We start from the raw sequence: 15,450 nt of genomic DNA on the forward strand, positions 1-15,450 counted from the left end.
TGACAGGTCGAATTACTCGGCAGCTTCCGACGTCGGCGCCGGTCCCATCTTGGAGTTGTGCAGGTCGACGTTGAGGCCGAGCGAGCGCATTTCCTTGACCAGCACGTTGAACGATTCCGGAATACCGGCCTCGAACGTGTCGTCGCCGCGCACGATCGCCTCGTACACCTTGGTGCGGCCGGCGACGTCGTCCGACTTCACCGTCAGCATTTCCTGGAGCGTGTACGCCGCGCCGTAAGCCTCGAGCGCCCACACCTCCATTTCGCCGAAGCGCTGGCCGCCGAACTGCGCCTTGCCGCCCAGCGGCTGCTGGGTGACGAGCGAGTACGGACCGATCGAACGCGCATGGATCTTGTCGTCGACCAGATGGTGCAGCTTGAGCATGTAGATGTAGCCCACCGTCACCTTGCGATCGAAGGCATCGCCAGTGCGGCCGTCATAGACGGTCGACTGGCCCGACGCGTCGAGACCGGCAAGCTTCAGCATCTCCTCGATGTCGGCTTCCTTGGCGCCGTCGAACACGGGCGTCGCGATCGGCACGCCGCGGCTGAGGTTATGGCCGAGCTCGAGCAGCTCGTTGTCGTTGAGCGACTTGATGGTCTCGTCCTCGCCGTAGACCTTCTTCAAGGTCTCCTTCAGCGGCTTGATGTCCTGCTTCGACAAATAGGCATCGACCGTCTGGCCGATACGCTTGCCGAGGCCGGCGCAGGCCCAGCCGAGATGGGTCTCGAGGATCTGTCCGACGTTCATGCGCGAGGGCACGCCGAGCGGATTGAGCACGATGTCGGCGTGCGTGCCGTCTTCGAGGAACGGCATGTCCTCGATCGGCACGATCTTCGACACCACGCCCTTGTTGCCGTGGCGGCCGGCCATCTTGTCGCCGGGCTGGATCTTGCGCTTCACCGCGACGAAGACCTTGACCATCTTCATCACGCCGGGCGGCAATTCGTCACCGCGCTGCAGCTTCTCGACCTTGTCGAGGAAGCGCTGCTCGAGGCCCTTCTTCGACTCGTCGTACTGCTTCCGCATGGCCTCGATCTCGGCCATCAGCTTGTCGTTCGGCGAGGCGAACAGCCACCACTGCGACTTCGGGTACTCCTCGAGCACCGCACGGGTGATCTTGGTGTCCTTCTTGAAGCCCTTGGGGCCGGCGATGCCCTGCCGCCCCTCGAGGAGCTCGGCAAGACGGTTGTAGACGTTGCGGTCCAGGATCGCCTGCTCGTCGTCGCGGTCCTTGGCCAGACGCTCGATCTCTTCCCGCTCGATCGCCAGCGCACGCTCGTCCTTGTCGACACCGTGACGGTTGAACACGCGCACTTCCACGATCGTGCCCTGCACGCCCGGGGGAACGCGCAGCGAAGTGTCGCGAACGTCGGACGCCTTCTCGCCGAAGATGGCGCGCAGGAGCTTTTCTTCCGGCGTCATCGGGCTCTCGCCCTTCGGCGTGATCTTGCCGACCAGGATGTCGCCCGCACGTACTTCCGCGCCGATGTAGACGATACCGGCTTCGTCGAGGTTCTTCAGCGCTTCTTCCGAGACGTTCGGAATGTCGCGGGTGATTTCCTCGGGCCCGAGCTTGGTGTCGCGGGCCATCACCTCGAACTCCTCGATGTGGATCGAGGTGAAGACGTCTTCCTTCACGATCCGCTCGGAGAGCAGGATCGAGTCTTCGAAGTTGTAGCCGTTCCACGGCATGAACGCGACGAGCACGTTACGGCCGAGCGCGAGCTCACCGAGATCGGTCGACGGACCGTCGGCGATGATGTCGCCCTTCTTGACGATGTCGCCGACCTTCACCAGCGGACGCTGGTTGATGCAGGTCGACTGGTTCGAGCGCTGGTACTTCATCAGACGGTAGATATCGACGCCCGACTTGGTCGGATCGAGATCTTCCGTCGCACGGATGACGACGCGGGTCGCGTCGATCTGGTCGATCACGCCCGAACGGCGTGCCGCGATCGCGGCACCCGAGTCACGCGCAACCACGCCTTCCATGCCCGTACCGACGAACGGCGCCTCGGCGCGAACCAGCGGCACCGCCTGGCGCTGCATGTTCGAGCCCATCAGCGCGCGGTTGGCGTCGTCGTTCTCGAGGAACGGGATCAGGGCCGCTGCGACCGAAACGAGCTGCTTCGGCGACACGTCCATGTAATCGACCTTGTCCGGCGTCACCGGCAAGACTTCGCCGGCGTGACGGCAGACCACGAGGTCTTCGGTGAAGCGGCCCTTCGGGTCGAGCGGCACGTTGGCCTGCGCGACCGTGTAGCGGCCCTCCTCCATCGCCGAGAGGTACACGACCTCGTCGGTGACGCGGCCGTCCTTGACCTTGCGGTACGGCGTCTCGACGAAGCCGTACTTGTTCACGCGCGCGAAGGTCGCGAGCGAGTTGATCAGACCGATGTTCGGACCTTCCGGCGTCTCGATCGGGCAGATGCGGCCGTAATGGGTCGGATGCACGTCGCGGACTTCGAAGCCGGCGCGCTCGCGGGTCAGACCGCCCGGTCCAAGGGCCGACAGGCGGCGCTTGTGGGTGATCTCCGAGAGCGGGTTGGTCTGGTCCATGAACTGCGAGAGCTGCGAGGAGCCGAAGAACTCGCGCACGGCGGCGGCCGCCGGCTTGGCGTTGATCAGGTCCTGCGGCATAACCGTGTCGATGTCGACCGAGGACATGCGCTCCTTGATCGCGCGCTCCATGCGCAGCAGGCCGATGCGGTACTGGTTCTCCATGAGTTCGCCGACCGAGCGCACGCGGCGATTGCCGAGATGGTCGATGTCGTCGATCTCGCCCTTGCCGTCGCGCAAATCCACCAGCGTCTTGATGACGGAGAGGATGTCTTCCTTGCGCAGCGTGCGCTGGGTGTCGGGCGCATCGAGGTCGAGGCGCATGTTCATCTTGACGCGGCCGACCGCGGAGAGGTCGTAACGCTCGGCGTCGAAGAACAGCGACTGGAACATGGCCTGCGCCGAGTCCAGCGTCGGCGGCTCGCCCGGACGCATCACGCGGTAGATGTCGAACAGCGCGTCTTCACGCGTCATGTTCTTGTCGGCCGAGAGCGTGTTGCGGATGTAGGGGCCGACATTGACGTGGTCGATGTCGAGGAGCGGCAATTCCTTGTAGCCGTGCTCGTTGAGCACCTTCATCGACTTGTCGGTGATTTCCTCACCGGCTTCGGCGTGGATCTCACCGGTCTTCGGGTTGACGAGGTCCTCGGCGATGTAATTGCCGACCAGCTCCTCATCGGCCATGCGCAGCGCCTTCAGCCCCTTCTCCTGGAGCTGGCGCGCGGCGCGGACGGTGAGCTTCTTGCCAGCCTCGAGCACGACCTTGCCGGTATCGGCGTCGATCAAATCGTTGACGGTCGAGTAGCCGCGGAAGCGGTTGGCGTCGAACGGAACGCGCCAGCCTTCCTTGGTCCGCTTGTAGAGGATCTTCTTGTAGAACGTCGACAGGATCGCCTCGCCGTCGAGGCCGAGGGCGAACATCAGCGACGTCACCGGAATCTTGCGGCGACGGTCGATACGGGCATAGACGATGTCCTTGGCGTCGAACTCGATGTCGAGCCAGGAGCCGCGATACGGGATCACGCGGGCGGCGAACAGGAGCTTGCCCGAGGAATGGGTCTTGCCCTTGTCGTGATCGAAGAACACGCCGGGCGAACGGTGCATCTGCGAGACGATGACGCGCTCGGTGCCGTTGACGATGAAGGTGCCGTTCATCGTCATGAGCGGGATGTCGCCCATGTAGACGTCCTGCTCCTTGATGTCCTTCACCGACTTCGCGCCGGTTTCCTCGTCGATATCGAACACGATGAGGCGCAGCGTCACCTTGAGGGGGGCCGCGAAGGTCATGCCGCGCTGGCGGCACTCGTCGACGTCGTATTTCGGCTGCTCGAACTCGTAGCGGACGAATTCCAGCATCGAGGTGCCCGAGAAATCGGAGATCGGGAACACCGAGCGGAACACCGCCTGCAGGCCCTCGTCGAGGCGACCACCCGCGGGCTCGTCGACCATCAGGAACTGGTCATAGGACGCCTTCTGAACCTCGATGAGGTTCGGCATCTCGGCGACTTCCTTGATGTGTCCGAAGAACTTGCGAACGCGTTTGCGACCGGTGAATGTCTGCTGCGCCATCGTGGCCTCTCATTTCGTCGCCCGCTCTGGGCGCGCCGTCCGGAACGCGGTTGCCACCGCTCCCCGGGTTGAATTTTTCGAACCCGTTTTGGGGGTCGGAAATTCAGTTTCAGGCCGGAATGTCCTGAATCTGTTCTTCAGACCTTCAAAACGCAAAACGACGCGCGGGGCGCATAGGCGCGCCCGCCCGTCACAACGATCGTCTTCACGGACTGCAAAAGCCCGAAATAGCCTGCTCTCCCAACGGCTTACAGGGAAATCCGGCCTCCCTGCCCACCGCGCTTTCGTGCTGCCGACCCGATATGGGGCGACAATAGTGCAGATTCGAGGGTTAAGCCCGCAAATCCCCACACTTTTTCGTGTTCGGCTCGCGTCGGGACGTTCCGTCGCACGCCTTTTGCATCTGCCCTGCTTGAGGGCGAGACCGGGATCCCAGGCTTTCCGCCCGGGATCCCGCGCCAGTAAGCAGTGCTTACTTGAGCTCGACCTTGGCGCCAGCCTTCTCGAGCTGGGCCTTGATCTTGTCGGCTTCTTCCTTGTTCACGCCTTCCTTCAGCGGCTTCGGAGCACCCTCGACGAGGTCCTTTGCTTCCTTCAGGCCGAGACCGGTGATGGCGCGGACTTCCTTGATGACCTCGATCTTCTTGTCGCCAGCCGAGGCGAGAACGACCGTGAACTCGGTCTTCTCTTCCGCCGGAGCAGCAGCAGCGCCACCGCCAGCCGGGCCAGCCACGGCGACAGCCGCGGCAGCCGAAACGCCCCACTTCTCTTCGAGGAGCTTCGCCAGTTCAGCAGCTTCGAGCACGGTGAGGCTCGAGAGGTCGTCAACGATCTTCTGCAGGTCAGCCATTGTTCAGTTTCCTTACGTGTAAGTCTGGTTCGGGTTTGAGTTTTGCGAAGGGCGTCAGGCCGCTTCGCCCTTTGAGGCATGAGCCTGGATGACGCGCGCGAGCTTGCCCGCGGGCGCGTTGGCGAGCTGGGCCAGCTTGGTCGCCGGGGCCACGATGAGGCCGACGATCTTGCCGCGCAGCTCGTCAAGTGACGGCAGCGAGGCAAGAGCCTTCACGCCGTCGACATTCAGGACGGTCTTCCCCATCGAGCCGCCGACAATGACGAACTTTTCGTTCGCCTTGGCGAATTCGATGGCGACCTTTGGCGCCGCTACCGGATCGTTCGAAGTGGCGATCACGGTCGGTCCCTTCAGCATGGGGCCGATGGCAACGACGTCAGTGCCTTCAAGAGCAATTTTGGCGAGACGGTTCTTCGAGACCTTCACCGCGGCACCCGCCTGCTTCATCTGCTGGCGCAGCTTCTGCATCTGGGCGACGGTGAGGCCGGAATATTGAGCAACGACCGCGACGCTCGTGGTCTTGAAGACCTCATTGAGCTGTTCGACCGCCTCTTTTTTTGCCGCTCGTTCCACAGCAAGCTCTCTCCGGTTGGCGGTCATCGCAAGAAGCGGGACCGCCGGGTTACACCCATCGTCCCACCCAAAACCTGAACCTCGGGGCCAAAACCCTGAAGGACACGCGCCGGGCGAGACGACAATTCAAAGCCTGCCCTCCGGGAGCCCGCTAAGGCCCACGGCGTGTCGAGGTCCGAACCAGACCCGTTTCGCGCAGCCAGCCCTTAAAGCTGGACGCGAAGTGAAATCCGGTCTTCACCCGTCTATGCAGGCCATACGATTAAGCCGTTGAGAAATCGAAATTTCCCGCAAGCGCCTGCAGTCTTGGACAGGACAAGGTCAGACGGCGAACCGCCCGACCTCTGCCCGCATCCCACCAACCGACGGATTTTCCTTCCTTTTCGGGCAAATCCTCGCGGACGTCCTGAAAAGGAATGATCTCCTGTCGTATCGGGTTTTCGGAATGCGTGCACGAACGCGCCAGCCGAGGCCGGCACGTCCGGAAGCGGTTCTTTAACCGCTCCTTGCCTGCTTGCCAAGAGCAAAATTCACACCAGTTCCAATCCGTTGCCGGCGGGCCTTGAGGCCGGCTGACAAGGGCCGATTCAGGCCGATTTGACCGCGTAAGGCAGCGGCTTGCCCTCGAAGAACGCGGTCAGGTTCGCCAGCACGCAGTTCTGCATGGCGACATGCGATTCGAGGGTGTGGCCGCCGATATGGGGGGCAAACACCACGTTCGGCAGCGCCGTCAGGGCGTCGGGGGTGTGCGGCTCCTTCTCGAACACGTCGAGGCCGGCGCCGGCAATGGTCTTGTCGGAGAGCGCCGCGACCAGGGCCTTCTCGTCGATGACAGAGCCGCGGGAGATGTTGACGACGTAGCCGTCGGCGCCCAGGCGCCCCAGGATATCCGCACTGACGACGTGCTGGGTCTCGGCCCCCGCCCTGACCGCGATCATCAGCACGCTGCACCAATCGGCCAGCGCCTCCAGCGACGGGAAATATTGATACGGCAGATCGTATTTGGTGCGGGTGAAATAGCCGACCTCGCTCTCGAAAGCGGCGCAGCGCGCGGCGATCTTGCGGCCGATCTCGCCCATGCCGTAGACGCCGATGCGGCGGCCGGGCATGCCGGCCTGCGGCCGCATCATCGGCGACTGCTTCGAGGCGGCCCAATCGCCGCTGCGGACATACTGGTCGGCGACCAGGATCCGCCGCGTCGTCGCCAGCATCAGGGTCATCGCGATATCGGCGACCGAGGCGGCATTGGCGCCGGGGCTGTGACCGACCGCGATGTTGCGGCTGGCTGCCGCCTTCAGGTCGATACCGTCATAGCCGGTGCCGTAGCAGACGATGGCGCCGAGCTTCGGAAACTGGTCCATCGCTTCCGCGCCGAGCGGCTGGGCGCCGCCGGTCAGCAGCGCGCGGATGCCACTGAGCTCGTCCGCCGGAAAGACGTCGCGCGCAGGCTTGCCGCCGGTGTCGAGCAGATCGAACCGCTCGGCGAAGCGCGCCATCATGGTCTTGGGAAAGCGCGAATAGATCAGGACCTTGTCAGCCATTGTTCTTGTTTCCGGTGAGTGCCGCCACAAACGACGAGGGGCGGAATCGGTTGCCCGATTCCGCCCCTCGCCTCATGCAATTTCCAAACCTTTAGCCGAGAATGGTGCCCGGCTCGACCTTCACGCCGGGGCCCATCGTCGAGGACACCGCAACGCGCTGGATGTAGGTGCCCTTGGAGCCCGCGGGCTTTGCCTTCGAGACCGCATCGGCCAGAGCCTTGATGTTCTCAACCAGCTTCTCCTCGGTGAACGAGGCCTTGCCGACGCCGGCCTGCAGGATGCCGGCCTTCTCGACGCGGAACTCGACCGAGCCGCCCTTGGCACCCTTCACCGCACCGGTGACGTCCATGGTCACGGTGCCGATCTTCGGGTTCGGCATCAGGCCGCGCGGGCCGAGCACCTTACCGAGGCGGCCGACCAGCGGCATCATGTCGGGAGTGGCGATGCAGCGGTCGAAATCGATCGAGCCGTTCTGCACCTTCTCGACCAGATCCTCGGCGCCGACGACGTCGGCACCGGCGGCCTTGGCTTCGTCGGCCTTGGCGCCACGGGCGAACACGCCGACGCGGAGCGTACGGCCGGTGCCGTTCGGCAGGGTCACGACGCCGCGGACCATCTGGTCGGCGTGACGCGGATCGACGCCGAGATTGATCGCGACCTCGATGGTCTCGTCGAACTTCGCCTTGGCGCGTTCCTTGACCATCTTGATGGCTTCCGCGAGCGGGTAAAGCTTTTCGCGGTCAACACCTTCGCGGGCTTTGTTCAAACGCTTTCCGATTGCCATGACCGCTTACCCCGCCACTTCCAGACCCATCGAACGGGCAGAGCCCTCGACCATCTTCATGGCCGACTCGATGGTGTCGCAATTGAGATCCTTCATCTTCTTCTCGGCGATCTCGCGCACCTGCGCCTTGGTCACCTTGCCGGCCTTGTCACGGCCCGGCGCCTTCGAGCCGGACTGGATCTTGGCAGCCTGCTTGAGGAAGAAGGACATCGGGGGGGTCTTCATCTCGAACGTGAACGAACGATCGGCGTAGATCGTGATCACGACGGGAATCGGGGTGTTCTTCTCTTCCTTCTGGGTCTGCGCGTTGAACGCCTTGCAGAACTCCATGATGTTGAGACCGCGCTGACCGAGCGCGGGACCGATCGGGGGCGAAGGATTCGCCGCACCGGCCGGGACCTGAAGCTTCAGGTATCCGGTCACTTTCTTTGCCATGTATCACTCCTGTTGTGCCGGCATGCCGCCGGCGGTTTCAGGTTCGTGGTCGGGATCAACGGGCGGCTGGCAACCGCCCTCGTCCTCCCACGGCCTCTTCAGAGACGTCGCCGCCTCCACTCTCGTCACGCCCGGGCTTGCCCCGGGCATCCATCCCGCTTCGTAAAGTGCTTTGTCACGAAGCAGATGGATTGCCGGGTCAAGCCCGGCAATGACAGCATCGGATCAGACCTTCTCGACCTGACCGAATTCCAGCTCGACGGGCGTTGCGCGGCCGAAGATCGACACCGCGACCTTCACGCGCGAACGCGCCTCGTCGATTTCCTCGACAACGCCCGAGAACGAGGCAAACGGGCCATCGGCCACGCGCACGTTCTCGCCGATCTCGAACGACACCGACGCCTTCGGCCGTTCCACGCCCTCCTGCACCTGGTGCAGGATCCGCATGGCCTCGGCTTCCGAGATCGGCATCGGCTTGTTTTCAGCGCCGAGGAAGCCCGTGACCTTCGGCGTGTTCTTGATCAGATGAAACGCCTCGTCGGTGAGCTTCATCTTCACCAGCACGTAGCCGGGGAAGAACTTGCGCTCGGCGTCGATCTTGCGACCGCGGCGCACTTCCGTGACCTTCTCGGTCGGCACCAGCACCAGCTCGAACAGCTCCTCGAGCCCGCGCTGCTTGGCCTGCTCGCGGATGGATTCGGCGACCTTCTTCTCGAAGTTCGAATAGGCGTGGACGATGTACCAGCGCTTGTCGGACAGTTGAGCGGTTGCGGTTGCCATCAGTGAATGCCCAGAAGGTAGGTGATGAGGACACGGATGATCTGGTCGGCGGCGAAGAAGAAGATCGAGGCCACGGCGACCATCACGAACACCATGATGGTGGTGATCGTGGTCTCGCGGCGGGTCGGCCAGGTGACCTTGGCGGTCTCCGAGCGCACTTCCTGCAAGAACTTGAACGGGCTGACTGCCATCGTTTTGATGTCCAACGTCCGTCGACAGACGCGAATGAATTTCAGGGATCCGAACAGCCGCCGTTGGCCCAGCCCTCTGTCTCGAAGGATGAGCCGGAATCCGGGCTCGATTGTTCGGGGATTTCAAAGCCGCGCCGGAGATCCGCGTCTAACGGGCCGGCAGCGAGTGCGGGGTATCTACTGCGGATGAGGCCAAACGTCAAGGCAGCGGCGCGCTGGCAAAACCGCCCCCCATCCGCTGCGACCTCCTCCAGAGCCCATGCGAATCAACGGCTTAACGCACCGGCGGCCTGGGATCCTGACGTTCGAACCGACCGGGCCGCCCTCCTCGTGCTGGCGGCGGCCCCGGGCGACCGTCAGTCGGCCCGGTCGACCATGGAGATGCCCGGCAGCGGCACCACGAACTTGCCGCCTTCAGCGAAATAGCGGGCGTGCTTGGCCCGGATCGGGTCGACATAGCGCCAGGCGAAGACCACGACGAACGCCGGCTTGCGCTCGTACAGGGCCGCCGGCGGCAGGATCGGGATGTCGTAGCCGGGACCCGCCATCACGTTCCCCTTCTTGGGGTCGTCGTCCACCAGGAAGTCGATCTTGTTCTCCAGGCCGAACTGCGGCAGCAGCGTCGTGGTGCCCACGGACACGCCATAGCCGGCGACCAGCTGACCGCGCGCATGGGCGGCGTCGGCCATCGCGACCAGTTCGTCGCGGATGGCGGCGATCCGCTTCACGTAGGGCGCATAATAGGCTGGCTGATCGACGCCGAGCCGCTCTTCCTCGGCGATGAAGCGCGCGACCTCGGCCGACGGTTTCTTGGCACCGCCGGCGCGCTGCACGGTCACGCGGATCGAGCCGCCCTTGGTCCAGATGTGCTGGACGTCGATCAGCTCCATGCCGAGCCGGGCAAAGAAGCGGATCAGCGGCTTGATGTTAAAATAGGACAGATGCTCGTGATAGACCGTGTCGAGCAGGTTCTTCTCGGTGACGTCGACGCCGTATTGCGTTTCGAACACGAACAAGCCGTCCGGCGCCAGCACGTCGCGGACGCCGATCACGAGCGGATCGAGATTGTCGACATTGGCGATCATGTTGTTGGCGATCACGACGCTTGCCGCACCGTGGCTCTGCAGGATGCGGTGACCGATCGCATCGGTGAAGAAGTCGCCGATCGTCTCGATCCCCGCCTCGGTCGCGCGCTTGGCGATATCGACCGCGGGATCGACACCGAGCACCCGCATGCCGCGCTCCTTGAAGAAGCCGAGCAACGATCCGTCGTTGCTGCCGAGCTCGACGACCAGCGAGCCCGGCGCGATGCCGAAGCGGCTGACAACGTCGTTGGCATAGCCGGCGAAATGCTCGCGCAGGCCGAGCGAGAGCGAGGTCGTGTAGACGTAGTTGCGGTACTGGACCTCGGGATTGCCGACATGGAGAATCTGGAGATGGCCGCAATCCCTGCACAGATGCAGCGCCATCGGCACCGCGGCGCGGAACACGGGATCGTCGACGCTGGCGTCCGGGACCTGGAAGTTCGGCGTGCCGATGGGCATGCCGGCCATCGGGACGACCAGCTCTTGTTTGTCCGAGTGACAGAGGCGGCAGGTATGGCGGACGTAGAACAGGTTTTTCATCGTGGAACCGAAAAATGAGATACGCGATCGGGTGAGGCAATCCCACCCCGTGAAGTCCAGACCGGCAGCAACGAGCTGAAGCGGGTCATGGGTGACTCGAAACTTCCTTGCCCAGCCCGTCGTAGCTGGGGGCGTCCTGCGCCGCCATGGCGGCCTTGTCAGCTGAATACGATCCGCGCTCCGGACTTGCCAGCCAGATGGCGCCGCCGACGAGCCCGATGATCACGCTGATGGCGCCGAGCAGGAGCGACACCGACAGCGCTTCCTCGGAAGGGACACCCGCCAGGCCGAGACAGGCGACCATCGCCCCCTCGCGAACGCCCCAGCCGCTGATCGAGATCGGAACCGCCGTCAACAGCACCACGGGCGGAATCAGGATGCCGGCATCCACCACCGAGAGCTGCGCTCCGACACCGCGCGCTAGGGCGAAGCAGGCCGCCGCGGTCACGAGATGGATGAGCAGCGCCGACCCGAACAGCAAAGCGCGGCGCTCGGACTGCAAGAGAAGGAACCGGACCAGCGCCCCGAACCGGACGAAGCTTGCGATCGCCCGATGGGCGATGAGGCGTTTGGGCAGCCGGTCGAGCGTCAACAGAACCACGGTGCCGGCGACGCCGGCCAGCGTCAGCCCACCGATGGCCAGGATCGCGGCCTGATCGGACACGCGAGACAACAGGAAGGGCAATCCGGCCACCATCAGCGCAATCAGCCCGATCAACGCCGTGAACCGGTCGGCCGCGACGCCCTTGACCGCCTCCGGCCACTGCACGCCGCGCTGGCGCAGCAGCCACATCCGCACCGCGTCACCGCCGACCGAGGACGGCAACACCTGATTGAACCAGAGGCTGATCATCAGGATCCGCCAGCCCGCGAGCCAATCCAGCGACACGCCGAGCGCGCGCATGATCAGCTCCCAGCGGCCGTTGAGCAAGAAGGTCTGGAAGAAGATCAGCGCCAGCGCGAGGACGAACAGCAAAGGATCGACCGAGACCAGATGGCTCCGCAACCGCTGCAGGTCGAGACCGCGCGCGATGTAGACCAGCACCGCGATCGACAGCAGCAGCTTTACCGAAAACAGGGCCGCCTGCTTGAATCGCGACTGCATCGGATGCCCGCCTCAGGACGCCGGATATTCCGCACGACCGATGACGAGGTCGATCGCGGCCATCATCCAGAACTGGTGCGTGGTCTCGACAATGTTGTAGCTGCGGCTGTCGACGAAGAAATTGACGTCGCCGAGATTGCGCAGGGGATTGTCCGCATTCATCCCCGACAGCGTGATCACGTCGAGCTTCATCGAGCGCGCCTGCGCAACCGCATTGAGGATGTTCTTCGACCGCCCCGACGAGCTGATCGCGACGAGGCAGTCCCCGGCACGGGCGTTCAGCCGCACGGCGTGCGCGATCCAATCCTCGAACCCGTAGTCGTTGGCAAGGCACGACATCATGCTCGCGTCGCTGAAGCAGAGCGCGGGCACCGATGCGTTCTTCGCAAGATCGATCGCCAGATGCGAGGCGATGCCGGCGGAGCCGCCGTTGCCGATGAAGATGACGCGGCCGCCCTGCTCGCGCACGCGCAACCAGATCGCGCGGGTGGCGGAGATCTGAGCGAAAACGCGATCGTCGATCGCCGTCGCGCGATGGAGACGCCCCACATAGTCGTCGAGGAAAGCCTTGTGATCGGGATCGACGGACTCGACTGGCATGGGCTGGCGGCTCGGCTGCAACATGACGCCCTGATACCGGCTATTACTAGGGATTGCAAAGGTATAATGCTTGCAAAGTCGGCGAGCGGCTGATAGTCGGCTTTCGGGTTTCACTTAACATTGGCGGGCCTGTTTCGCTGGGCATTCGCGTCACGGATGTTCCCCATGAAATGCATTGTTACTGGTGGCGCTGGTTTCATCGGAAGTCACCTCGTCGACCGCCTCCTCGACGATGGCCATGAAGTGGTCGCGCTCGATAATTTCGTGATCGGCCGCCCCGAAAATCTGGCCTCGCGCGCCAATTCGAGCCAGCTGAAGGTCGTGCGGGCCGACGTCACCGACCTCGAATCGATCAAACCGTATTTCCACGGGATCGACTGGGTTTTCCACCTCGCCGCGCTCGCGGACATCGTTCCCTCGATCGAGTCCCCGATCCCGTATCATCGCGCCAATGTCGACGGCACGGTCAACGTTCTCGAGGCGGCGCGGCACGCCGGCGCCAAGCGCTTCGTCTACGCCGCATCCTCGTCCTGCTACGGCATTCCCGACGTCTATCCGACGCCGGAGAGCGCCGAGATCCGGCCGATGTATCCCTACGCGCTTACCAAAAATCTCGGCGAGCAGTGCGTCATGCACTGGTGCCAGGTCTACAAGCTGCCTGCGGTCGCGCTGCGCCTGTTCAACGTCTATGGGCCGCGCCATCGGACCACCGGCACCTACGGCGCCGTGTTCGGCGTGTTCATGGCGCAGAAGCTCGCCGGCAAGCCCTTCACGGTGGTCGGCGACGGCGAGCAGACGCGCGACTTCACCTTCGTGAGCGACGTCGCCGACGCCTTCGTCACCGCTGCCCGCTCCGATGTCTCGCACGAAATACTCAACGTCGGCTCGGACAACACCTACAGCGTCAACCGGCTGGTCGAGCTTCTCGGCGGCGACAAGGTCCATATTCCCAAGCGTCCGGGCGAGCCCGATTGCACCTACGCCGACATCACCAAGATCAAGCGGGTCCTGAACTGGACGCCGAAGGTGAAATTCGAGGACGGCGTCGCGACGATGCTGAAATCGATGGATCAGTACAAGGACGCGCCGCTGTGGACGGTCGACAAGATCGCCGACGCCACCAAGGACTGGTTCAAATATCTCGGTGACGACAACGGCTCGCCGCAAAAGGCAAGCTCTTGAACAGGTTCGCCGGATAACGTTGCTTGCGATTCGATCATTTTCCGGGCGGCCATCTGAGACCTACCGGCGCTTTGGGTAATTCACATGGGTAATGCTCCGAAAGACAAGCCGGCCGTCCATCCGGCCCCGCACGACAAGATCAGGACGATCGAGGAGCTCGGCGAGATCGCGCGCGCCGCGCAGGCCAAGGGCCTGACCGTCGCGCTCTGTCACGGCGTGTTCGATCTGGTGCATCTCGGCCACGTCCGGCACATCCTGGCGGCGCGCAACGAGGCCGACGTGGTCATCGTGACCATCACCGCCGACCGTTTCGTCAACAAGGGCCCGGGACGGCCGATCTTTCCGGAGAACATGCGCGCCGAGATGCTCGCCGCGCTCGGCACGGTCGACTGGGTCGGCATCAACCTGACCTCCAGCGCCGAGCCGGTCCTCGACACCGTGCGCCCCGACATCTACGTGAAGGGCTCGGACTATGAGAACCCCGAGGACGATGTCACCGGCAAGATCGCCGTCGAGCGCGAGGCCGTCGAGCGCCATGGCGGGCGCATCGTCTTCACGCGCGACGTGACCTTCTCTTCGTCGTCGCTGTTGAACCGCTATTTCGACATCTACGATCCTCCCCTGCGCGACTACCTGCAGAAGGTGCGCGAAGGCGGCGGCGCCGACCGCCTGCTGAAGCTGATCGACAAGATCCAGGACATGCACGTCGTGCTGGTCGGCGACACCATCATCGACGAATACCAGTACGTCACGGCGCTCGGAAAGGCGTCCAAGGAGAACATCGTCGCGACCCTGCTCAAGAACGGCGAGCAGTTTGCCGGCGGCGTGATCGCCGCGGCCAACCACGTCGCGAGCTTCTGCAAGTCGGTCGAGATCGTCACGACGCTCGGCGGCAACGACTACCCCGAGGAGTTCATCCGCGCGCATGTCCGCCCGAACGTCACGCTGACGCCGATCCGCATCCAGGGCCGCCCGACCACCCGAAAATTGCGGTACGTCGAGATGGGCTATCTGCACAAGCTGTTCGAAGTCTACACGATGGACGACACGCCGCTCGAGGAGACCACGCGCAAGGAGATCGACCGCGTCACCGCCGAGCGCGTGCGCGGCGCGGACGTCGTCATCGTCACCGATTTCGGTCACGGCATGATCGCGTCCAGCACGATCGAGACGCTGATCGCGAACTCCAAGTTCCTGGCGGTCAACGCCCAGAGCAACAGCGGCAACCACGGCTACAATCTGATCACGAAGTATCCAAAGGCCGACTACATCTGCATCGACGCGCCGGAAGCGCGGCTCGCCGCCACCGACAAGTTCAACGACATAGCCTCGGTGATCGAGGACGGCCTGCATCGCAAGATCGATTGCGACAACATGATCATCACGCACGGCTCGTTCGGCTGCTACCCCTTCTCGTCGAAGACCGGCGTCGCGCGCGTGCCCGCCTTCACCAAGACAGTGGTCGACACGGTCGGCGCCGGCGACGCCTTCCTGACGATCACGGCGCCGCTGGTGGCGGCCGGCGGCAACATCGAGGACGTCGCCTTCATCGGCAACGCGGCGGGCGCGATCAAGGTCGGCATCGTCGGTCACCGCAGCTCGGTCGAGAAGGCGCCGCTGGTCAAGTTTGTCACCGCGTTGTTGAAGTAAGCG

Annotated in this window: 13 protein-coding genes; 2 read left to right on the top strand and 11 right to left on the bottom strand. The window is 63.8% G+C overall.

Features of this window, described 5'->3' with window-relative positions; all coding sequences use genetic code 11:
* Positions 1-12: 12 nt before the first annotated feature.
* From rpoB to TSA1_RS14870, 11 genes are all read right to left on the bottom strand, one after another.
* A complete protein-coding gene (gene rpoB / locus TSA1_RS14820) occupies positions 13-4,131 on the bottom strand; it encodes a DNA-directed RNA polymerase subunit beta (protein WP_100177006.1) in 4,119 nt (1,372 codons plus the stop codon).
* A 472-nt stretch (positions 4,132-4,603) separates the two neighbouring features.
* On the bottom strand, positions 4,604-4,981 hold the full coding sequence (gene rplL / locus TSA1_RS14825; protein WP_100177007.1) for a 50S ribosomal protein L7/L12: 378 nt from the start codon (positions 4,979-4,981) through the stop codon (positions 4,604-4,606).
* A gap of 54 nt (positions 4,982-5,035) precedes the next feature.
* Positions 5,036-5,554 (bottom strand): 50S ribosomal protein L10, encoded by a 519-nt coding sequence (rplJ, locus tag TSA1_RS14830; protein WP_025037001.1) that lies wholly within the window; start codon positions 5,552-5,554, stop codon positions 5,036-5,038.
* A 587-nt stretch (positions 5,555-6,141) separates the two neighbouring features.
* Positions 6,142-7,095, bottom strand: coding sequence for a 2-hydroxyacid dehydrogenase (locus TSA1_RS14835; protein WP_100177008.1), 954 nt, complete (start codon positions 7,093-7,095; stop codon positions 6,142-6,144).
* Between the two features lie 91 nt (positions 7,096-7,186).
* Positions 7,187-7,879 (bottom strand): 50S ribosomal protein L1, encoded by a 693-nt coding sequence (gene rplA, locus TSA1_RS14840; protein ID WP_097658732.1) that lies wholly within the window; start codon positions 7,877-7,879, stop codon positions 7,187-7,189.
* Positions 7,880-7,885: 6 nt separating this feature from the next.
* Entirely contained in the window at positions 7,886-8,314 is a 429-nt protein-coding gene (gene rplK, locus TSA1_RS14845; RefSeq protein WP_008136439.1) for a 50S ribosomal protein L11, read from the bottom strand.
* A 225-nt stretch (positions 8,315-8,539) separates the two neighbouring features.
* Positions 8,540-9,094, bottom strand: a complete 555-nt coding sequence (gene nusG, locus TSA1_RS14850; protein WP_007602985.1) for a transcription termination/antitermination protein NusG — start codon at positions 9,092-9,094, stop codon at positions 8,540-8,542.
* Complete coding sequence (gene secE / locus TSA1_RS14855; RefSeq protein WP_026202711.1) at positions 9,094-9,285, bottom strand: preprotein translocase subunit SecE; 192 nt, start codon at positions 9,283-9,285, stop codon at positions 9,094-9,096. Before secE ends, nusG begins: the two co-directional genes overlap by 1 nt.
* Positions 9,286-9,641: 356 nt before the next feature.
* On the bottom strand, positions 9,642-10,910 hold the full coding sequence (locus TSA1_RS14860) for a class I SAM-dependent methyltransferase (RefSeq protein ID WP_100177009.1): 1,269 nt from the start codon (positions 10,908-10,910) through the stop codon (positions 9,642-9,644).
* 85 nt (positions 10,911-10,995) lie between these two features.
* Positions 10,996-12,015 (bottom strand): lysylphosphatidylglycerol synthase transmembrane domain-containing protein, encoded by a 1,020-nt coding sequence (locus tag TSA1_RS14865; protein ID WP_100177010.1) that lies wholly within the window; start codon positions 12,013-12,015, stop codon positions 10,996-10,998.
* Between the two features lie 12 nt (positions 12,016-12,027).
* Positions 12,028-12,615, bottom strand: a complete 588-nt coding sequence (locus TSA1_RS14870; protein ID WP_245448253.1) for an SIS domain-containing protein — start codon at positions 12,613-12,615, stop codon at positions 12,028-12,030.
* A 165-nt stretch (positions 12,616-12,780) separates the two neighbouring features.
* On the opposite strand from TSA1_RS14870, the gene TSA1_RS14875 reads away from it, so the two are divergent.
* Entirely contained in the window at positions 12,781-13,797 is a 1,017-nt protein-coding gene (locus TSA1_RS14875) for an SDR family oxidoreductase (RefSeq protein ID WP_100181129.1), read from the top strand.
* A gap of 84 nt (positions 13,798-13,881) precedes the next feature.
* Positions 13,882-15,447 (top strand): PfkB family carbohydrate kinase, encoded by a 1,566-nt coding sequence (locus TSA1_RS14880; RefSeq protein WP_100177012.1) that lies wholly within the window; start codon positions 13,882-13,884, stop codon positions 15,445-15,447.
* Positions 15,448-15,450 lie beyond the last annotated feature (3 nt).

Origin of the sequence: Bradyrhizobium nitroreducens (assembly GCF_002776695.1) — a bacterium.
GTDB classification, from domain to species: Bacteria; Pseudomonadota; Alphaproteobacteria; order Rhizobiales; family Xanthobacteraceae; genus Bradyrhizobium; species Bradyrhizobium nitroreducens.

What these genes read in the sequence shown, in the direction of transcription:
- rpoB (WP_100177006.1), bottom strand. Translation starts at nt 4,131, where the DNA reads ATGGCGCAGCAGACATTCACCGGTCGCAAACGCGTTCGCAAGTTCTTC.
- rplL (WP_100177007.1), bottom strand. Translation starts at nt 4,981, where the DNA reads ATGGCTGACCTGCAGAAGATCGTTGACGACCTCTCGAGCCTCACCGTG.
- TSA1_RS14835 (WP_100177008.1), bottom strand. Translation starts at nt 7,095, where the DNA reads ATGGCTGACAAGGTCCTGATCTATTCGCGCTTTCCCAAGACCATGATG.
- rplA (WP_097658732.1), bottom strand. Translation starts at nt 7,879, where the DNA reads ATGGCAATCGGAAAGCGTTTGAACAAAGCCCGCGAAGGTGTTGACCGC.
- rplK (WP_008136439.1), bottom strand. Translation starts at nt 8,314, where the DNA reads ATGGCAAAGAAAGTGACCGGATACCTGAAGCTTCAGGTCCCGGCCGGT.
- nusG (WP_007602985.1), bottom strand. Translation starts at nt 9,094, where the DNA reads ATGGCAACCGCAACCGCTCAACTGTCCGACAAGCGCTGGTACATCGTC.
- secE (WP_026202711.1), bottom strand. Translation starts at nt 9,285, where the DNA reads ATGGCAGTCAGCCCGTTCAAGTTCTTGCAGGAAGTGCGCTCGGAGACC.
- TSA1_RS14860 (WP_100177009.1), bottom strand. Translation starts at nt 10,910, where the DNA reads ATGAAAAACCTGTTCTACGTCCGCCATACCTGCCGCCTCTGTCACTCG.
- TSA1_RS14865 (WP_100177010.1), bottom strand. Translation starts at nt 12,015, where the DNA reads ATGCAGTCGCGATTCAAGCAGGCGGCCCTGTTTTCGGTAAAGCTGCTG.
- TSA1_RS14870 (WP_245448253.1), bottom strand. Translation starts at nt 12,615, where the DNA reads ATGCCAGTCGAGTCCGTCGATCCCGATCACAAGGCTTTCCTCGACGAC.
- TSA1_RS14875 (WP_100181129.1), top strand. Translation starts at nt 12,781, where the DNA reads ATGAAATGCATTGTTACTGGTGGCGCTGGTTTCATCGGAAGTCACCTC.
- TSA1_RS14880 (WP_100177012.1), top strand. Translation starts at nt 13,882, where the DNA reads ATGGGTAATGCTCCGAAAGACAAGCCGGCCGTCCATCCGGCCCCGCAC.